Origin of the sequence: Phaeobacter sp. JH20_34, assembly GCF_048056095.1 — a bacterium.
Taxonomy (GTDB): domain Bacteria; phylum Pseudomonadota; class Alphaproteobacteria; order Rhodobacterales; family Rhodobacteraceae; genus Phaeobacter; species Phaeobacter bryozoorum.
The window spans coordinates 219,278-239,257 of the sequence record NZ_JAYMWT010000007.1; the positions used below are offsets into that span (position 1 = coordinate 219,278).

General features: G+C 63.1%; 19 protein-coding genes. 11 read left to right on the forward strand and 8 right to left on the reverse strand.

Going from position 1 to position 19,980, the window contains the following annotated elements; genetic code table 11:
- Positions 1–98: 98 nt before the first annotated feature.
- The 10 genes from VWZ81_RS08790 to eda all read left to right on the forward strand — a co-directional run bounded on the left by VWZ81_RS08790 (position 99) and on the right by eda (position 12,363).
- Entirely contained in the window at positions 99–1,028 is a 930-nt protein-coding gene (locus tag VWZ81_RS08790; RefSeq protein ID WP_416536597.1) for an N-acetylmuramic acid 6-phosphate etherase, read from the forward strand.
- A gap of 77 nt (positions 1,029–1,105) precedes the next feature.
- Complete coding sequence (locus VWZ81_RS08795) at positions 1,106–2,359, forward strand: ABC transporter substrate-binding protein (protein WP_416542981.1); 1,254 nt, start codon at positions 1,106–1,108, stop codon at positions 2,357–2,359.
- Between the two features lie 83 nt (positions 2,360–2,442).
- Complete coding sequence (locus VWZ81_RS08800; protein WP_416536595.1) at positions 2,443–3,369, forward strand: carbohydrate ABC transporter permease; 927 nt, start codon at positions 2,443–2,445, stop codon at positions 3,367–3,369.
- 10 nt (positions 3,370–3,379) lie between these two features.
- A complete protein-coding gene (locus tag VWZ81_RS08805; RefSeq protein ID WP_044040979.1) occupies positions 3,380–4,219 on the forward strand; it encodes a carbohydrate ABC transporter permease in 840 nt (279 codons plus the stop codon).
- A gap of 157 nt (positions 4,220–4,376) precedes the next feature.
- Positions 4,377–5,477 (forward strand): Gfo/Idh/MocA family protein, encoded by a 1,101-nt coding sequence (locus VWZ81_RS08810; protein WP_416542982.1) that lies wholly within the window; start codon positions 4,377–4,379, stop codon positions 5,475–5,477.
- A 12-nt stretch (positions 5,478–5,489) separates the two neighbouring features.
- Positions 5,490–6,485, forward strand: a complete 996-nt coding sequence (locus VWZ81_RS08815) for an ABC transporter ATP-binding protein (protein WP_416542983.1) — start codon at positions 5,490–5,492, stop codon at positions 6,483–6,485.
- 184 nt (positions 6,486–6,669) lie between these two features.
- Positions 6,670–8,310 carry a glucose-6-phosphate isomerase gene (gene pgi / locus VWZ81_RS08820; RefSeq protein WP_416542984.1) on the forward strand — a complete coding sequence of 547 codons (1,641 nt, stop codon included), beginning with the start codon at positions 6,670–6,672 and terminating at the stop codon, positions 8,308–8,310.
- A 49-nt stretch (positions 8,311–8,359) separates the two neighbouring features.
- Positions 8,360–9,820, forward strand: coding sequence for a glucose-6-phosphate dehydrogenase (zwf, locus tag VWZ81_RS08825; RefSeq protein ID WP_340547448.1), 1,461 nt, complete (start codon positions 8,360–8,362; stop codon positions 9,818–9,820).
- A gap of 68 nt (positions 9,821–9,888) precedes the next feature.
- Positions 9,889–11,712 carry a phosphogluconate dehydratase gene (gene edd / locus VWZ81_RS08830; protein WP_416542985.1) on the forward strand — a complete coding sequence of 608 codons (1,824 nt, stop codon included), beginning with the start codon at positions 9,889–9,891 and terminating at the stop codon, positions 11,710–11,712.
- 3 nt (positions 11,713–11,715) lie between these two features.
- Positions 11,716–12,363 (forward strand): bifunctional 4-hydroxy-2-oxoglutarate aldolase/2-dehydro-3-deoxy-phosphogluconate aldolase, encoded by a 648-nt coding sequence (gene eda, locus VWZ81_RS08835; protein ID WP_416542986.1) that lies wholly within the window; start codon positions 11,716–11,718, stop codon positions 12,361–12,363.
- Positions 12,364–12,456: 93 nt separating this feature from the next.
- On the opposite strand, the gene VWZ81_RS08840 is transcribed toward eda, so the two are convergent.
- The 6 genes from VWZ81_RS08840 to VWZ81_RS08865 form a co-directional block, all read right to left on the reverse strand.
- Positions 12,457–12,849, reverse strand: a complete 393-nt coding sequence (locus VWZ81_RS08840; RefSeq protein WP_076617012.1) for a GFA family protein — start codon at positions 12,847–12,849, stop codon at positions 12,457–12,459.
- 134 nt (positions 12,850–12,983) lie between these two features.
- Complete coding sequence (locus VWZ81_RS08845) at positions 12,984–13,955, reverse strand: carbohydrate kinase family protein (protein WP_416542987.1); 972 nt, start codon at positions 13,953–13,955, stop codon at positions 12,984–12,986.
- Entirely contained in the window at positions 13,952–14,596 is a 645-nt protein-coding gene (locus VWZ81_RS08850) for a nucleoside/nucleotide kinase family protein (RefSeq protein WP_416542988.1), read from the reverse strand. Before VWZ81_RS08850 ends, VWZ81_RS08845 begins: the two co-directional genes overlap by 4 nt.
- Entirely contained in the window at positions 14,593–15,369 is a 777-nt protein-coding gene (locus VWZ81_RS08855) for an ATP-binding cassette domain-containing protein (RefSeq protein WP_416542989.1), read from the reverse strand. The genes VWZ81_RS08850 and VWZ81_RS08855 overlap by 4 nt, the downstream gene beginning before the upstream one ends.
- Positions 15,369–16,430: an ABC transporter permease gene (locus VWZ81_RS08860; protein ID WP_340547454.1), complete on the reverse strand. Its 1,062-nt coding sequence runs from the start codon at positions 16,428–16,430 to the stop codon at positions 15,369–15,371. Before VWZ81_RS08860 ends, VWZ81_RS08855 begins: the two co-directional genes overlap by 1 nt.
- Before the next feature lie 169 nt (positions 16,431–16,599).
- A complete protein-coding gene (locus VWZ81_RS08865; RefSeq protein WP_340547455.1) occupies positions 16,600–17,616 on the reverse strand; it encodes a sugar ABC transporter substrate-binding protein in 1,017 nt (338 codons plus the stop codon).
- A 168-nt stretch (positions 17,617–17,784) separates the two neighbouring features.
- On the opposite strand from VWZ81_RS08865, the gene VWZ81_RS08870 reads away from it, so the two are divergent.
- Entirely contained in the window at positions 17,785–18,987 is a 1,203-nt protein-coding gene (locus VWZ81_RS08870) for an ROK family transcriptional regulator (RefSeq protein ID WP_416542990.1), read from the forward strand.
- A 6-nt stretch (positions 18,988–18,993) separates the two neighbouring features.
- On the opposite strand, the gene VWZ81_RS08875 is transcribed toward VWZ81_RS08870, so the two are convergent.
- Positions 18,994–19,524, reverse strand: a complete 531-nt coding sequence (locus VWZ81_RS08875) for a GNAT family N-acetyltransferase (protein WP_416542991.1) — start codon at positions 19,522–19,524, stop codon at positions 18,994–18,996.
- A 150-nt stretch (positions 19,525–19,674) separates the two neighbouring features.
- On the reverse strand, positions 19,675–19,977 hold the full coding sequence (locus VWZ81_RS08880) for a hypothetical protein (RefSeq protein ID WP_416542992.1): 303 nt from the start codon (positions 19,975–19,977) through the stop codon (positions 19,675–19,677).
- Positions 19,978–19,980: the final 3 nt, after the last annotated feature.

A 19,980-nucleotide genomic window follows, 5' to 3' on the forward strand; every position in this document is an offset into this window, starting at 1 on the left:
GAAAAACCTACACCAGACCAAGAAAATAATTAAATGGTAGACAAGTGGTATTGCATAGGTATTAAATACTTCTCATTCACCTGAGGGGGAGGAATCACATGGCATCGACCAGCGAACAACCGTCCGCAGCACGCATATCGGCGCCCACCGATGCGCAGACGGAAACGCTGCACCCCCGCGCCAGGGGGCTCGATCTGCGCGCCGATGCCGATATCCTCGACACGCTTCTCGACGGGCAATCGCGCGCACTGGCAGCTGTAGACAGCGCCCGCCCCGCCATCGCCGCAGGCGCCGCTTTGCTGACGGAATGCCTGCGCAACGCTGGTCACCTGCACTATGCGGCGGCAGGTTCCTCGGCCCTTATGGCGCTGGCTGATGGCGCCGAACTGCCCGGCACATTCGGCATCAGCGCCGATCAGATCTCCATTCACATGGCCGGCGGCATCCCATCCGACGGGCGGATGCCCGGCCATACTGAAGATGACAGCGCGGCCGGCAGCAAGGCTGCCGCCGCAGTGACCGCAGGTGATGTGGCGATCACCCTTTCCGCCAGCGGCACCACGCCATTCCCGATCGGCTTTGCAAAAACCGCACAGGCCGCCGGCGCCAAGGTCATCGCGATCGCCAACAACGCAGACACGCCACTGCTGCAACTGGCCGATGTGGCAATCTGCCTGCCAACACCGCCGGAGGTCATCGCAGGCTCCACCCGCATGGGCGCCGGAACCGCGCAGAAGGCCGCGCTCAACATGATGTCGACGCTGGCAGGCATCCGGTTGGGGCATGTGATGGACGGTATGATGGTCAATCTGATCGCAGATAACGCCAAGCTGCGCCAACGCGCGATCCGCATAGTCTGCACCCTCACACAGCAGGACGCCGAGGCCGCCGCCCGCGCGCTGGATCAGACCGGCGGCGCGGTGAAAGCCGCCATTCTGCTGTTGCAGGGTGCGGCCTCCCCCACTGCGGCGGACACGCTGCTGCGCCATAACAAGGACAACCTGCGAGCCGCGCTCGCACAGGTGTAACGGTCGGCCACGCGCCACCCAAGAGGTCACCAAGACCCTGATTTCAAATACCAAACATGCAAACTGGGAGATACAGAATGACACGCAAACTCTTTACCCTCGCGCTGCTCGGCTCGACCGTGCTCGGCGGCGCAGCCGCTGCCGAAGACGTCACGCTGACGATTGAGAGCTGGCGCAACGATGACCTCGCCCTCTGGCAGGACAAGATCATCCCCGCCTTTGAGGCCGCCAACCCCGGCATCAAGCTGAAGTTCACCCCCTCTGCCCCGGCGGAATATAACGCCGTGCTGAACTCCAAACTGGATGCGGGAAGCGCCGGCGATCTGATCACCTGCCGCCCCTTTGATGCTTCGCTTGGTCTTTATGACAAGGGCCAGCTGGCCGATCTGTCCGATCTTGAGGCGATGAGCAGCTTCTCCGATGTGGCCAAATCCGCCTGGCAGACAGATGACGGCTCCGCCACCTTCTGCGTGCCGATTGCTTCGGTGATCCACGGCTTCATCTACAACAAGGACGCCTTTGCCGAGCTGGGCGTGGACGTACCGGAGACCGAAGACGAGTTCTTCGCGGCGCTGGAGAAAATCAAACAGGACGGCAATTACATTCCGCTGGCGATGGGCACCAACGACCAGTGGGAAGCCGCCACCATGGGCTATAACAACATCGGCCCGAACTACTGGAAAGGTGAGGAAGGCCGTCTTGCCCTGATCGCAGGCGACCAGAAACTGACCGACGAGCAGTGGGTCGCCCCCTATGAGACCCTGTCGAAATGGGGTGCCTACATGGGCGACGGCTATGAAGCCCAGACCTATCCCGACAGCCAGAACATCTTCACCCTGGGCCGCGCCGCGATCTATCCGGCAGGCAGCTGGGAAATCTCCGGCTTCAACACCCAGGCCGATTTCGCCATGGGCGCCTTCAAACCGCCAGTCAAAGCGGCGGGCGACACCTGCTACATCTCGGATCACACCGATATCGCGGTGGGCCTGAATGCCGCCTCCCCCAATGCAGAAGCTGCCAAGACCTTCCTGAACTGGGTCGGCTCGCCTGAATTCGCCGCAATCTACGCCAACGCGCTGCCGGGCTTCTTCTCGCTGTCAAACCATAAGGTCGCGATGGATGATCCGCTGGCGCAGGAATTCGTCTCCTGGCGTGGCGAGTGTGAGAGCACCATCCGCTCCACCTATCAGATCCTGTCGCGCGGTACGCCGAACCTCGAAAACGAAACCTGGGGGGCCTCCGTTGCCGCGATCAAGGGCACCAAGGCCGCCGCTGATCTCGGCGCTGAACTGCAAGAGGGTCTGGCCAGCTGGTACGAGCCGCAGAAATAAGCGCGCCGCGATCTGACTGACCACAGACTCAGGCGTCCGGGCGGCCTCACGCGGCCCGGACCCGTCGACAGATGGGACACATCATGCAAAACACCCCTCATAAACCGCGCAGACGCTGGCATATCGCCGTTTTTCTGGCGCCCGCTGTGCTGGTCTATACGGCCATCATGATCTTCCCGCTGTTCAATACCCTGCGGCTCGCGCTCTATAGCGAAAGCGACCAGATCCGCCAGTTCGTCGGCCTCGCCAATTTTCAGACCCTGTTCGGCAACCCCAACTGGTCGGAACAGTTCTGGAATGCGCTTGGCAACAATTTCTGGTTCTTCATCGTGCATATGCTGGTGCAGAACCCAATCGGGGTGGCGCTGGCGGCGATCCTCAGCCATCCCCGGCTCCGGTTTGCCGCACTCTATCGCACCGCGATCTTCGTGCCGACCATCCTCAGCTTTGTCATCGTCGGCTTCGCCTGGAAACTGATCCTCTCGCCGATCTGGGGCATCACCCCCGACCTCCTCGACGCCATTGGCCTGAAGTGGCTGTTTGCCCCCTGGCTGGGCAAGGAAGACTACGCGCTGACCACGCTGGCGCTGATCTCTGTCTGGCAGTTTGTCGGCATCCCGATGATGCTGATCTACGCAGCCCTGCTGTCGATCCCCGAAGAGGTGATCGAAGCCGGCGAGGTTGATGGCATCACCGGCATGTCCGCCTTCTGGAAAATCAAACTGCCGCTGATCCTACCCTCCATCGGGATCATCTCGATCCTGACATTTGTAGGCAACTTCAACGCCTTCGACCTGATCTACACCACCCAAGGCGCACTTGCCGGGCCGGATTTCTCCACCGATATCCTTGGGACCTTCATGTATCGCACCTTCTTCGGCTTTCAGCTGCAACTGGGCGATCCGCATATGGGGTCCGCCATTGCCACCGCCATGTTCGCGATCATCCTGATCGGTGTCTGCATCTATCTCTTCGGCATCCAGACCCGTCTGCGCCGCTACCAGTTCTGAGGATCCGATGATGCATAAATCCCGCTCAAACCCGTTCAACAGCATCCTCGCCCACGGTGCGCTGATCACCTACACGCTGATCGCCCTGTTTCCGGTGTTTGTGATCCTGGTGAACAGCTTCAAAACCCGCAAAGCGATCTTTCGCGACCCTCTCGGCCTACCGACATCCGACACATTCTCGCTGGTCGGCTATCAGACCGTCCTGAAGCAGGGGGATTTCTTCCTCTACTTTCAGAACTCGATGATTGTCACCGTGGTGTCGCTGGCGCTGGTGCTGCTGTTTGGCGCCATGGCCGCCTTCGCCCTCGCCGAATACCGGTTCAAGGGCAATATGCTGCTCGGCCTGTACCTCGCCCTTGGCATCATGATCCCGATCCGCATCGGCACCGTCGCCATTCTGGAGCTGATGGTGGACACCGGGCTGGTCAATACGCTGACTGCGCTGATCCTCGTCTATACCGCGCAGGGTCTGCCGCTGGCGGTGTTCATCCTGTCGGAATTCATGAAACAGGTGAGCGATGATCTGAAGAACGCCGGCCGCATCGACGGGCTTTCGGAATACACCATCTTCTTCCGCCTGGTGCTGCCGCTGGTGCGCCCGGCCATGGCCACCGTCGCCGTCTTCAACATGATCCCGATCTGGAACGATCTCTGGTTCCCGCTGATCCTGGCCCCGGCCGAGGAAACCAAGACGCTGACATTGGGCAGCCAGGTCTTCATCGGCCAGTTCGTGACAGACTGGAACGCCGTGCTCTCGGCGCTGTCGATGGCGATCCTGCCGGTCATGGTGCTCTATGTGATCTTCTCGCGCCAGCTGATCCGCGGTATCACCTCAGGAGCGGTGAAATGATCCGACATATCACGCTATGCGCTCGTCCGGCAGCAGTGCCGGGCCGCGTCGGGCCAGCCCCCCGGAGCGGCAGTCTTCAGCCGCTTGTTGGCCCGGCGCTCAGCCTGTCCTCTCGCCATCATCACAGCAGCCATCCTGACCACAGCGGAGGCCCCAAATGACCCGCGTACTGATCGCAGGCCTTGGCAATATGGGCTTTGCCCATGCGCTGGCTCACCACAATGACGAAACCGCGCAGATCGTCGGCCTCGTCAACCGCTCCGGCGCGCCTGCACAGGCCCCCTTGCAGGACTATCCGGTTTATAGCGATTTCCATCAGGCGCTGGCGCAGACCAAACCCGATCTGGTGGTCATCGCCACCTATTCCGACAGCCATGCCGCCTATGCCATTGCCGCAATGGAGTCCGGCGCGGATGTCTTCGTCGAAAAGCCGCTGGCCACCACGGTTGCCGATGCCCGCGCAGTGACCGACGCCGCCCGCCGTCTGGGGCGCAAGCTGATGGTGGGCTATATCCTGCGTCACCATCCCAGCTGGCAGCGCCTGATTGCCGAGGCCCGCGATCTCGGGCCCCCGTATGTGTTCCGCATGAACCTCAACCAGCAGTCCGATGGCCCTACATGGCAGACCCACAAGGCACTGATGCAGACCACTTCGCCAATCGTGGACTGCGGCGTGCATTATGTCGATGTGATGTGCCAGATCACCGATGCCGTACCCCAGCGCGTCCATGGCATCGGCCTGCGCCTGTCGGATGAAATTGCCGAGGATATGTATAACTACGGCCAGTTTCAGGTGACCTTCTCTGACGGCTCCGTCGGCTGGTACGAGGCAGGCTGGGGACCGATGATGTCCGAAACCGCGTATTTCGTAAAAGACGTGATTTCCCCCAACGGATCCGTCTCGATCACCGAAACAGACAAGGCTGGCTCGGACGATGTCGATGGCCATACCGCCGTCGGCAGCCTGATCGTGCATCGCAGCACGCAAGACACCCCGGACCGCCGCATCGACCTGCCCGAGGAACCCGACCATCAGGCGCTCTGCGCTGCCGAACAGACCCATATGCTGCGGGTCATTGCCGAGGACATCGACATGGAGCGGCACATGCAGGACGCCGTTGCGTCGCTGGCGATCTGTCTGGCCGCCGACCAGAGCATCCGCAGCGGCGCGCCCGTTGACCTGACCACAGTACAGCCAGAACAGACCGAGGCCGCGGCGACAGCGCCCACCTCGCCCTCTGCGAACCCGAAGACCTGAAGGATCCCCGCCATGACCGCCCTACAGCTTACCAATGTCTGCAAATCCTTCGGCCCGGTCGAGGTGCTGAAAGATATCAACCTCACCGTGGAGGACGGCGAATTCGTGGTCTTTGTCGGCCCGTCGGGATGTGGCAAATCCACCCTTCTGCGGGTGATCTCTGGGCTTGAGGACGCCACGGCGGGTGAGATCACCATCGGCGGCCAGACCGTCACCACCACGCCCCCCGCCAAACGCGGCATCGCCATGGTGTTCCAGTCCTATGCGCTTTATCCGCATCTCACCGTGCGCGAAAACATGGCGCTTGCCCTGAAACAGGAACGCCAGCCCAAGGAGGAAATCGCCGCCCGCGTCGCCGAAGCCAGCCGGATGCTGTCGCTGGAGGACTACCTTGATCGCCGCCCCTCGGAACTGTCGGGCGGTCAGCGGCAGCGCGTCGCCATTGGCCGCGCCGTGGTGCGCGAACCCAAGCTGTTCCTGTTTGACGAACCGCTCTCCAATCTCGATGCCGCCCTGCGCATGAACACCCGTCTGGAAATCGCCCGCCTGCACCGTCAGCTGTCGGCCAGCATGATCTACGTCACCCACGACCAGATCGAAGCGATGACCCTTGCGGATAAAATCGTCGTGCTGCGCGACGGCCGTATCGAACAGGTCGGCACCCCGATGGAACTCTACAACAATCCTGCCAACCGTTTTGTGGCGGAATTCATTGGCGCACCAGCCATGAATTTTGTCCCCGCCCCGCGTCTGGGCGGCAACCCCGGACAGTTCATCGGCATTCGCCCGGAATATGCCCGCATCAGCCCGGATGGCCCGCTCACAGGCGAGGTGATTCACGTGGAAAAACTGGGCGGCGACACCAATATTCTGGTCGACATGGGCGAGGATCTGACCTTTACCGCCCGCCTCTTTGGTCAGCATGACACCCATGTGGGCGAAACGCTGACCTTTGACTTTGATCCGGCCAACTGCCTCGCCTTTGATGCTGCGGGTCAGCGGGTCTGATCCGGCACGCCCCGGCCCGCCCCTCATTCCGGCTCCCATTTTCACCCGTGACAGCCCGATTTGGGCCTATTCGCGCGGCCTGCTATATTAGGGCGTTACAAATGCACATGTTAGCGCTAACTAATCGGCAGCGGTGCCCTTGAGTGATTCGCAACGGGGCAAGGACAACCGAGGGAGACCGACGATGACGCAGACCCGGACGCAGATCTGGCAGCTTCTGGAACAGCACCGGACAGAGACCGCCGATATCCCGCTCCTGTCGCTCTTCGCGACGCCAGACCGGTTTCAGAGCTTCTCCGCCGAAACCGACGGGCTGCTGCTGGACTATTCCAAAACCGCGCTGGACGCCACCGCGCTCTCGCTACTGGAGCGCCTCACCGTCGAGGCCGGTCTTGCCGATCGCATCAGCCAGATGTTTCGGGGCGAGAAGATCAACACCACCGAAGACCGCGCCGTTCTGCATACTGCCCTGCGGGCACAGACTGACGCGCCGATCCTGGTCGATGGCGAGGATATCCTGCCGCCGGTGCGTCAGACCCTCCAACAGATGGAAAGCTTTGCCGAGGCGCTGCGCGATGGCAGCCTGCGCTCCAGCACCGGCGCCAAATTCACCGATGTGATCAATATCGGCATCGGCGGCTCCGACCTTGGCCCGGCGATGGCCACGCTGGCGCTGGCGCCCTACCACGACGGTCCGCGCTGCCATTTCGTCTCCAACGTCGATGGCGCCCATATCGCCGACACGCTGAAAGCTCTGGATCCGCAGACCACATTGGTGATCATCGCCTCCAAAACCTTCACCACCATCGAGACGATGACCAATGCCCGCACCGCGCAGGACTGGCTGCGGGCCGCACTGGGGGATGACACCTCTGCGCATCTGGCGGCGGTTTCCACGGCGCTGGACAAAACCGGTGCCTTTGGCATTGCCCCCGAACGGGTCTTTGGCTTTGCCGATTGGGTGGGCGGGCGTTATTCGCTCTGGGGGCCGGTTGGCCTGCCGATCATGATCGCCATCGGGGCCACGAATTTCCGCGAGTTCCTGTCGGGCGGGGCGGCGATGGACCGCCATTTCCGCACAGCACCGTTTCGCGAAAACCTGCCGGTGATGCTGGCCGCCACAGGGATCTGGCACCACAATATCTGCGGTTACAACAGCCGCGCCATTCTGCCCTACGACCAGCGCCTGTCCCGCTTCCCGGCCTATCTTCAGCAGCTGGACATGGAGAGCAACGGCAAGAGCGTCGCACTGGATGGCAGCCCGCTGCCACGCAACTCCGGTCCCATCGTCTGGGGCGAACCCGGCACCAATGGCCAGCACGCCTTCTACCAGCTGCTACATCAGGGCACCCGCGTGGTGCCTGCCGAATTCCTGATCGCCGCCGAGGCGCATGAGGGCGATCTGACCGATCACCACCAGCTGCTGGTCTCCAACTGCCTCGCCCAGTCCGAAGCCCTGATGCTGGGCCGCTCCCGCGAGGAGGCCCGCGCCATCGCTGCCAAACGCGGCTTTACCGGCGACGCGCTGGAGCAGATGGCAGGTCATCTCGCCTTTGCAGGCAACCGCCCCTCGGTGACCCTGGCCTATCCGAAGCTGACGCCCTTCGTGCTGGGCCAGCTGATCGCGCTATATGAACACCGTGTGTTTGTCGAAGGTGTGGTCTGGGGGCTCAACTCCTTTGATCAATGGGGCGTCGAACTGGGCAAGGAACTGGCCGTCAGCCTATTGCCGCTGGTTGATGGCAGCGCTCCGGCCGAGGCTTATGAGGCCAAAGACGGCTCCACCCGTGGCCTGCTGTCGAAACTCACCCAACCGCAACCCTAGCCACCAAAAAGACCGCCAATTTCCCCTTCGAGCTGTCAGAGAGAGAGCCATGGTTTCCCGCGTCATTCCCGTCCAGTCCTTTGATCTCGTGCTGTTTGGCGCGACCGGGGATCTTGCCCGCCGCAAGATCCTGCCCAGCCTGTTCCACCGCTTCCAGATCGGCCAGTTCTCCGACGATTGCCGCATTATCGGCACCTCCCGCAGCGACATGGACCGCAAAGGCTTCCAGCAGATGGTCGCCGATGCCATCCGCACCTTTGGCCAGCCGGGCGAAACCAGCGACGACGAAATCGCGGCCTTCGTCACTCTGCTGCATTACACCGCCGTCGATGCGCGCGGCGACAATGGCTGGCAGGCGCTTGGCGATCTGCTGCGCGACGATGCCATCCGCGCCTTCTACCTCTCGGTCGGGCCCAGCCTGTTCCCCGATATCGCCGGCCGTCTGCGCTCCACCGGGATCGCCACCCCCGACAGCCGCATCGTGTTGGAAAAACCCTTCGGCCATGATCTGGCCTCGGCCCAGGCGCTGAACGCCGCCTTGCGCGCCAATTTCGAAGAACATCAGATCTACCGGATCGACCATTATCTGGGCAAAGAGACCGTCCAGAACCTGATGGCCCTGCGCTTTGCCAATTCGCTGTTTGAACCCCTGTGGAATTCCTCCCACATCGACCATGTGCAGATCACCGTCGCCGAAAGCATCGGCGTCAAAGGGCGCGGCGAATATTACGACAAATCCGGCGCCATGCGCGATATGGTCCAGAACCACCTGATGCAGCTTCTGTGCCTTACCGCGATGGAGCCCCCCGCCCGTTTCACCCCCAACGCCGTGCGCGACGAAAAGGTGAAGGTGATCGAGGCGCTGAACCCCGTCGCCCCGGATCAGATCGCCCGTGGCCAATACCGCGGCCCGGAGGGAGAATCCTACCGCGAGCACGCAGGCAACCCTTCCAGCACCACCGAAAGCTTTATCGCGATGAAGGTGGAGGTCGCCAACTGGCGATGGGCCGGCACGCCGTTTTATCTGCGCACCGGCAAATGCCTGCGCGCCCGCGAGTCGGAAATCGCCGTCTTCTTTCGCGATCCGCCGCATAACATCTTTGCCGAGGACACCGGCACCGGCGGTATCAAGGGCAATGTGCTGGTGATCCGCCTGCAACCGGACGAAGGCATCACCCTGCGCACCACGATCAAGGATCCCGGTCCCGGCGGCATGCGTCTGACCGGCGCCAATCTGGACATGACCTTTGCCGACAGCCTGCCAGAGGCTGGCCGGCCGCAGGACGCCTATGAACGGCTGATCATGGATGTGATCCGCGGCAACCAGACGCTGTTCATGCGCGGCGATGAGGTCGAAGCCGCATGGGCCTGGGCCGATCCCATCATCGCGGGTTGGGCTGACAACAGCAATGACACGCCGCAGCCCTATGATCCCGGCAGCTCCGGGCCAGAGGACGCGCTGCTGCTGATGCACCGCGACAATCGCCGCTGGCGCGGCATCGGCTCCTGAGCCTGCCCGCCCACCCCGCCACTGAGACCCACGACCAACCGGCACCTGACGACTGAAAGAGGCACCCGATGCGTTTGAACCAGACACTCCGCGACGTCACAGACCGAATTATCGCCCGCAGCGCCAAACCTCGCGCCGCCTATCTCGACCGGATGCGCGCTGCCAAGGGCAAAGGCCCCGCCCGCGCCCATCTGTCGTGCAGCGGTCAGGCCCATGCCTATGCCGCCACGGGCGAGGATCAGATGCCCCTCGCCGAAGGCACCGCCGGACACCTCGGCATTGTCACCGCCTATAACGACATGCTCTCGGCGCATCAGCCGTTTGAAACCTATCCGCAGCGGATCCGCGACGCCGTGCGCCGCGTCGGCGGCACTGCGCAGGTGGCCGGTGGCGTCCCTGCCATGTGCGATGGCGTCACCCAGGGCGAGGCGGGAATGGAGCTGAGCCTGTTCTCCCGCGATACCATCGCCATGGCCACCGGCATCGCCCTCAGCCACAACGTGTTCGATGCCACTGTCTATCTCGGCGTCTGTGACAAGATCGTGCCGGGTCTGGTCATTGGCGCGCAGGTCTTTGGCCATCTGCCCGCCGTGTTCCTGCCCGCAGGCCCGATGACCTCCGGCATCTCCAACGATGACAAGGCCAAGGTCCGCCAGAAGTTCGCCGCCGGTGAAATCGGGCGCGACGAGCTGCTGAAATCCGAGATGGCCGCCTATCACGGCCCCGGCACCTGCACCTTCTACGGCACCGCAAATACCAACCAGATGCTGATGGAGTTCATGGGCCTGCACCTGCCCGGCTCCTCCTTCGTCAATCCCGGCACTGACATGCGCGCCGCCCTGACCGAGGAAGGCGCCCGCCGCGCCCTCGCGCTCAGCGCGCTTGGCAATGATTACACACCGGTCTGCGACATCCTTGATGAACGCGCCTATGTGAACGGCATCGTCGGGCTGATGACCACCGGCGGCTCCACCAATCTGCTGATCCACCTGATCGCCATGGCCCGCGCCGGCGGCATCATTCTGGACTGGCAGGATTTCTCCGAACTCTCTGACGTGGTGCCGCTGCTGGCGCGGGTCTATCCCAACGGTCTGGCCGATGTGAACCACTTCCACGCGGCTGGCGGGCTTGGCTATGTGATCGGCCAGCTGCTGAACTCCGGCCATCTGCATCCCGACACCAAAACCGTGGCGGGCACCGGGCTGGACCGCTACACCAGCGAACCCTTCCTCACCGGCGAAGGTCTGGTCTGGAAACCCGGCTCCGGCGAGACCCTCAACGACAAGATCATTCGCCCCGCCAGCGACCCCTTCCAGCCCACCGGCGGGCTCTCCCGACTCTCCGGCAACCTCGGCACCGGCGTGATGAAGATCTCCGCGGTGGCCGAAGAGCACCGCATCGTCGAGGCCCCCGCCCGCGTCTTTCATGATCAGGAGGAGGCCAAGGCCGCCTTCAAGGCGGGTGAACTGGACAAGGGCGATGTGGTGATTGTTGTCCGCTTCCAGGGGCCAAAGGCCAACGGAATGCCGGAACTCCACTCGATGACGCCCTTCCTCGGCATCATGCAGGGGCGCGGCCAGAAGGTGGCGCTGGTCACCGATGGCCGCATGTCCGGCGCCTCGGGCAAGATCCCCTCCGCCATCCATGTGGTGCCAGAGGCGCTGGATGGTGGTCCGATTTCCAAACTGCGCGACGGTGACATGGTGCGGGTTGATGCCCTCACCGGGACGCTGGAGGTCAAGGCCGAGGGCTTTGACGACCGCGCCCCCGTGGTGGCCGACCTCTCCGCCTATCAGCACGGCACCGGCCGCGAGATGTTCGCACTGTTCCGCAATTCCGTCACCTCGGCCGACACCGGCGCCACCGTATTCTCGACCCTGATCGGAGACTGACTCATGCCCATCACCCCAAAAGATGCCAGCGCCCGCGCCCGCGAGATCTGCCAGCTGGCCCCGATCGTGCCGGTGCTGGTTGTCCATGACGTCGCCCACGCCCGCCCGCTGGCCGAGGCCCTGGTCGCCGGTGGCCTGCCCGCACTGGAGGTCACCCTGCGCACCCCCGCCGCGCTGGATGTGATTGCCGAAATGGCCAAGGTCGAGGGCGGCGTTGTTGGTGCCGGCACGCTGATCACGCCGGAGGATGTGACCCGCGCCGTCGCGGCCGGTGCGCAATTCGGCGTCTCCCCCGGCGCCACCGACACGCTGCTGGACGCGGCCGAGGCCGCCGGTCTGCCGATGCTGCCCGGTGCCGCCACCGCCTCCGAGGCGATGCGCCTTCTGGACCGCGGCTATGACATGCTGAAATTCTTCCCGGCTGAGGCCTCCGGCGGCGCTCCCGCGCTCAAGGCCATCGGCGCCCCCCTGCCGCAGATCAGTTTCTGCCCAACCGGCGGCGTCAGCCCGGACAATGCAGACAGCTACCTGTCGCTGTCCAACGTGGTCTGCGCCGGCGGCAGCTGGGTCGCCCCGACCAAACTGGTTGAGGCAGGCGATTGGGACGCCATCCGCGACCTCGCCCGCGCCGCAAGCCAGCTGGCACGCTGACCGCGCAGATCTGATGGCCCTCCTTCCCCCGCAGCCCCGTGCAATACGGCGCTGCGGGGCAGTCACGCCCCTATGGGTCTCGAACCAGATCGATCAGGCCGGATGGCCGCTGGATTTTGGCGCATCGTCGCAAATCTCGTACCAGCCAGGCTTCTCCGACACGAATTCATGAAACCGGTTTCTCGTTGCAATCTCGCTGTCCAGCGCATTTGCGGCAATCGGGAAACTGTCCTCCTCTGACAGGATCTCCCCAAGCGAGCTGCCGCAGACCCTGCAGAAACATCTGCCGTATTTGTAAGGCGGGGCTGGTTGGTACAGGGCCACCTGATCTTTGCCCTCAACCCAGCTCAGATCCTCCCGCTTGACAAAAACGATGGTGCTCGCCCCTGCCTTTCGGCAACGCGAACAATGGCAGGTCCCCATCATGGATGGTTCCGCCTTCAGTCGGAATTTGACCGTTCCACAGCAACAGCTCCCCTCAATCATCTGATAATCCTTCACTAGACAATTCGTGAGAACATTACGTGAACATATGATCCCTGACAATCCCCAACGCAAAGCGCCACACCGGCAGTTGTGACCGGCTGGCGCCTCAGCAGATCAAATGTTGGATCGCGGCCCTAGCCCGCCAGCTCGTCGCGCCAGGGCGGATTGGCACCGGGGCGGGAAACGGTGACGGCGGCGGCCCGTGCGCCATAGCCCAGACAGGCCCGCAGCTGCTCCAAATCCATCGCGCCGCTGGCGGCATCCGCCAGCACGCCTGCCTCGCTCGCTGCCGCCAGAAAGCCTGCGTTGAACGTGTCGCCCGCGCCCACCGTATCGGCCACCTCCGCCGCCTGTGCGGGCACCTCCACCGTCGGGCCGGAGCGCAGATAGCCCTTGGCGCCCTTGCTGCCCAAGGTGAGGATCACCAAGCCGGGGCCCTGTCCTGCCTCTGCGGCCAGAACCTGCCGGATCTTGTCCTCAATCGGAGCGTCGCCCGGATAGATCCAGTGCAGATCCTCATCCGATACCTTGACGATCCCGGCCCCTGCCACCATCGCCGTGAGCCGCCTGCGATAGGCCGCCTCGTCGCTGGCAAACCCGGCCCGCACATTGGGGTCGATCATGATGATGCGCTGTCCGGTTTCCCGCGCGGCCAGACGCGCGTAGGTCTCAGCCGCCGCGCCGTTGCACAAGGATATCCCCCCGAAGAACAGCGTCTTGACCTGTTCCGGCAACTCGGGCAGCCGGTCCGATCGCAGGCTGGCCCCGGCCGAATTCTCGTCAAAGAAATGATAGGCCGCATGGCCATCCTTCAGATGCACAAATGCCAGCGTGGTCGGCTGATCAGAGACCTCCGCCAGCGCGTGATCCACATGCGACGCGTCGAGCGCCGACATCAGCTGCTGCCCGAAGAGATCCCGCGACAGGCCGGTGAACAGGCCGGTTGCCTGCCCCAGCCGCCCCAGAGCGATTGCGGTGTTGAACACCGCGCCGCCGCAATGGGGCACAAAACCGGTCTGCGCGTCCGCGCCGTCCACCATTGGCACGGCTCCCGCGACCGGCGCCGGGATCATGTCGATCAGCGCCTCGCCACAACACAGGATCATTCTGTCTCACCTTTCCAGATCACATCCGCAGGCAGGGCCGCAGCGGCGATACGATCGGCGTTGGCCATATCGTTGCGCTCGGCCCGTGCCTCGGCCTCGGCGTCGCTCAGCCCATGGGCCTGCCAGCGCGCCACAAGCCGCTCCCGCAGCACCTCGCGCGGCACATCGACCCGGACCGACAGATCCCAGATTGCCGCCAGATCCCGCCAGACGGGCGCGTCGAACAGCAGGTAATTGCCCTCGACCACGGCAACCTCGACCCCGGCATCAACCCGCGCTGCGCCTGCAATGGCGATATCCTGCGCCCGGTCGAACAGCGGATAGACCACCTCCTCCTCTGTCGCCATCGCCGCCATCAGCCGCTGAAACCCCGCCGCATCAAAGCTCTCGGGCGCGCCTTTCCGCGCCAGCAGATCCATTTCGGACAGCAGCCCGTTGTCCAGATGAAACCCATCCATCGGCACCACCGACGCCGGTGTGCCATTGGCGCAGAGCGCCCGCACCAACAGCTCCGCCAGAGTGGATTTGCCGCTGCCCGGCGCGCCCGCCAGCGCCACCAGACGGCGCGCGCGCCCATCGGCAACGGGCAGCGCCTGCACGGCGGTCACCAGATCCGCCAGATATGTCATGTCCCGTGTCATGCTGCTGTCAGATCCCCGGATGGGTCCTGCGCGCCAGTCATATAGGCCACCGCATCGGACATGCTGTGCTGTTTGGGGTCGATCACGCAAAGCCGCTTGCCCAGCCGATGCACGTGAATGCGATCGGCAACCTCGAACACATGCGGCATGTTGTGGCTGATCAGGATGATCGGGATGCCGCGCGACCGCACGTCCTGGATCAGCTCCAGAACCCGGCGGCTTTCCTTCACGCCCAGCGCCGCCGTCGGCTCGTCCAGAATAATCACCTTGGACCCAAAGGCCGCCGCCCGCGCCACGGCCACGCCCTGACGCTGACCACCCGACAGCGTCTCCACTGCCTGATTGATGTTCTGAATGGTCATCAGCCCCAGCTCATTCAGCTTGTCGCGGGCAATCTGCTCCATCCGCGCGCGATCCAGCTGCCGCAGCAGATTGCCCCGCCAGCCGGGTTTGCGCAGCTCCCGCCCCATGAACATATTGTCGGCAATCGACAGCGCAGGCGACATCGCCAGCGTCTGATAGACCGTCTCGATCCCCTCTTCGCGGGCATCAATCGGCGACTGGAACGCCACCTTTCGCCCCTCCAGCCAGACCTCGCCCGCGTCGGGGACCACCGCGCCGGAAATCGCCTTGATCAGCGAGGATTTCCCGGCGCCATTGTCACCGATCACCGCCAGAATCTCCCCCGGCATCAGATCGAAATCGCAATGGTCCAGCGCCGTGACACGCCCATAGCGCTTTACCAGACCTCGGGCTTTCAAAATGGGTTCCATCAGACCGATACCTTTCTGATCCACTGGTCTACCGCCACCGCGGCAATGATAAGCAGGCCGATCAGCAGATAGGTCCACTGCGCATCCGCCCCCAGCAGGCGCAGCCCCAGGGTAAAGACGCCCACGATCAGCGCGCCGAAGAATGCCCCCAGGATCGAGCCGCGACCGCCAAACAGCGAAATGCCCCCGATCACCACCGCCGTGATGCTCTCGATATTGGCGAGCTGTCCCGAGGTCGGCGAGACCGACCCGATCCGCCCGATCATCGCCCAGCCTGCAAAAGCGCAGATCAGCCCCGACAGCATATAGACCGAGATCAACACACGGTTCACCTTGACCCCCGACAGCTCCGCCGCCTCCGGGTCATCGCCAACCGCATAGACATGCCGCCCCCAGGCCGTATGCCGCAGCACATAGGCCAGCAGAACCACCAGAATGACCAGGAAAATCACACCATAGGTGAAGACCGCACCACCAATCTTGATCTTCTCGCCAAACAGCTGCAACAGCGGCGCGTCGGTGGCGATCACCTGGCTGCGAATGGTCTCATTTGCAGAATAGAGGAAATTCGTCGCCAGCACGATCTGCCACATGCCCAGCGTCACGATAAACGGCGGCAGCTTCATCCGCGCCACCAGCCAGCCGTTGATAAAGCCGCAGAGGGTGCCGCAGATCAGTCCGCAGACCACCGCGATTTCCGGCGGCACCCCGTAGCGAAAGGTGAACTGACCCATCACCACCGAGCTCAGCACCATGATCGCCCCCACCGACAGGTCGATACCTGCCGTCAGGATCACCAGCGACTGCGCGCAGGCCACGATGCCGACAATGCCCACCTGTTGCAGGATCAGCGTCAGCGCAAAGGGCGAAAAGAACTTCGAGCCCAGCAGCAGCCCAAAGACGATCACCGACAGCACCAGCACGATCAGCGGCACCAGCGATGGCGTCACATGCAGCAGATGCTGCAACCGGCTGATAAAGGAGGCCTCTCCCTGGTCAAAATCCGCAACGGCCTCGGGGCTGCCGCTGGCCGCCGCTTCATAGCTGTGGGGCGTGGTCATATCTGTCTCCGTAAGATCCGGCGTCCGATGGGCCTGACACCCACAGCCGGGGATGCGGCTGCGACAGGGATCGCAGCGGTGCAGAAGGGGCGATGTTTCCACCGCCCCCATGGCTCGCCTTGGCTAACAGCCCCTTGTCTGGCCTGCCTCTAAGGGGTGTGTCACCTGATCACCCCCAGCAGAGGTTCATGCCCTCTTCGGTGTCGATGCTCTCGACGCCCTCGGCAGGCTGATCGGTCACCAGCGCCACGCCGGTGTCAAAGAACGCCTTGCCCGGTGTCGGCGCAGGCTTCTCGCCCGTGGTGGCCCAGGCGCTGATCGCCTCGATCCCCTTGGACGCCATCAGCAGCGGATACTGCTGCGAGGTCGCACCGATGACGCCGTCCTTAATGTTCTGCACGCCGGGACAGCCGCCATCGACCGAGACAATCAGCACGTCGTTTTCACGCCCGATTGCCTTCAGCGCCTCATAGGCACCGGCAGCGGCGGGTTCATTGATGGTATAGACCACATTGATCATCGGGTCCTTCGCCAGCAGGTTCTCCATCGCGCGGCGACCGCCCTCTTCATTGCCTGCGGTGATGTCATTGCCGACAATGCGCGGATCGGTCTCATCGCCCCATTTGTTGGGATCGCCAAGATCAATGCCGAACCCCTGCAGGAAGCCCTGATCGCGCAGCACGCCCACGGTGGGCTGGCTGACAGCAAGGTCCAGCATCGCGATCTTGGCATTGGCCGCCTCATCGCCAAGGCTCGCCGCCGCCCATTTGCCAATCAGCTCACCAGCCAGGAAATTGTCGGTGGCAAATGTCGCATCGGCCGAGTCGATTGGCTCCAGCGGCGTGTCCAGCGCAATCACCACCAGCCCCGCATCGCGCGCCTGCTGCACCGCCGGTACAATCGACGAGGTATCGGAGGCGGTCAGCAGGATGCCCTTGGCGCCATCGGCAATGCAGGTCTCAATCGCGGCAACCTGGGTTTCATGGTCGCCATCCACCTTCCCGGCAAAGCTCTTGAGCGTCATGCCCAGCTCCGCCGCCTTGGCCTCGGCGCCCTCTTTCATCTTGACGAAAAACGGATTGGTATCGGTCTTGGTGATCAGGCAGGCCGTCACACCCTCTGCGGCAAAGGCGCTGCCGGTCATGGCAGCAATTCCAACGGCTGTTCCCAGTAGGATCTTCTTCATGATGTCCTCCCTCAGCATCACAACGCAACAAAACAGGACGGGCAAACCGTCGTGTCGCCCATAGTGGGCCGTGATTCTGGCCTCCCTGTCAATATATAAATCAACTTGACTTATTAAGTCGATCTTCGCACTTTTCTTAGGTCTCAAAGCGTGATTAGGGTCCGCCCCATGGAACATGAGCAAGTCAGATCCCTGAGCGGCGGCGTCAATCAGACCGGCGTGCGCGTCTTCAACGAACGGCTGATCCTGTCCCTGCTGCAACGCCACGGCCCGATGCCCGGCAGCGCGCTGGCCCGTGGCACCGGCCTGTCGCCGCAGACTGTCTCTGTCATCCTGCGCAAACTGGAAACCGACGGGCTGTTGCAGCGTGGCGAAACGCAGCGCGGCCGGGTCGGCAAACCTTCGGTCCCGATGGGCCTCAACCCCGATGGCCTGTTTTCCTACGGGCTGAAGATCGGCCGCCGCAGTGTCGAAGTGCTCTTGATGGATGTCTGCGGTGCGGTGCGCCAGCAGCTGCGCCTGCGCTACCCCTATCCCACCCCCGCCGTGGTCTTTGATTTCCTGCGCGACAGCATCGCCCAGATGGAGGCCGCGCTGCCCGCAGACCTGCTGCCCCGCATCTGCGGCATTGGCGTGGCAGCCCCCTTTCAGCTTTGGACCTGGCACGCCCAGATCAATGCCCCGGCAGAGGCGCTTGCGGCTTGGCAAACGGTTGATTTCGCGTCTGAAATAGCGCGTTTCAGCACCCTGCCCGTACATGTCGTGAATGACGCCACCGCCGCCTGCCGGGCCGAGCATATGTATGGCCGGGGCAAGGCCTATCGCGATTATGCCTATTTCTTTGTCGGCGCCTTTATCGGCGGTGGCGTGGTGCTGAACCACCGGGTGCTTGAGGGCAATCAGGGCAATGCCGGCGCGCTTGGGTCCCTGTCGATGCTGGGTCCGGACGGGCAGGAAACCAAGCTGCTGGATCTCGCCTCCATCCATCTGCTCGAACAGCGGCTGCGCGATGCGGGCAAGGATCCCGGCCAGCTCTGGCAGCTGCCGATGCACTGGTCCGGGTTCGAGGCGGAGCTGACCCCCTGGCTCGATCAGGCCGCCGACGCCATCGCCCGCGCCAGCCTCGCCACCTGCGCGGTCATCGACTTCGAGGCGGTGCTGATCGACGGCGCCCTGCCCGACAGCGTGCGCAGCGCCCTGGTCGAGCGTACCCGCGCCGCCCTCACCTCTCTGGATGCCCGTGGCCTGATCCTGCCGCGCATCGACCCCGGTGCCATCGGCCCCAACGCCCGCGCCATCGGCGCTGCCAGCGGCCCGATCATCTCGCAGTATCTGCTCGACACCAACTCGGTCTTCAACGCCGCCCTGTGATCGCCATCAGCCGCAACAGGCCCGCGCAAAGACATCATTGAGATAGGCTTGATCCGCGATCAAAAACCGTGTCTCGCCAATCCGGTCAAAACCTTGCGACAGGTAAAACCCCTTGGCGGGCGCGTTCTCGGCATTGCTGGCCAGCCAGACGGATTGCACGCCCGCCGCCGCGCAATATTCCAGCCCCGCCCGCAGCAGCGCTGCACCAATGCCCCGCCCGTGGTGGCGCGGCTGCACATAGAGCGTTGTGATCTCCACGTCCGAACAGCCTGGCACAGGCCCCGGACTGCCCCGACTGATGCGGATATAGCCATCAATGCCGACCCGGTTCTGCGAGACGATAAAGTGCTCCTGCGGGTTGGCCAGATGCGCCTCAAACCGCGCCGCCGTCAGCTCTGCCAGTGCATAATCGGCAAAGAACCCGCTCACCCCTTCACGCAGATAAGTGCCAACCCAGACCTCCATCGACAGCGCCGCCAGGCTGGAGGCATCCGCCACATCTGCAACCCGCAGAGTGAGGTCTGGATGGTCAGTCATGTGAATGGGTCCTTAGCTGGCAGTCACTTACGTGTGGCGATGTAATTAGGTGAACATACTACTCGTACTGTCAATAAAGCCGGAGTTAGACGCAAAGCCCACCGCCCCACGGAGTCTATGTGTCCACATTCACTTGCTTCGCTTCAGTATCTAGCCGTTGCGCACGGGGTTGACTCGGCTGTCATCATCCCACGGGTAGGGATTTTCCATCGCTCCAAATGCGTCGTTCCATTCTTGTTGGGACGGATCGGAAACCTCGCTGTAAGCGAAGCATCGCACACATTGAACTTGCAGCTCTACCGAGTTTCGAATTGCTGCAATAACCAGCCACTTGTGCTCGCAAGTTTCCAGATCCTGTCCCAAAATTTCGAGCCGCTTGAATAGATACCTCGTGGACAATAACCGGCCCGGAACAAGAAAACTCAATAATGCGAGTATTTTCTCAAGTTTCATAGA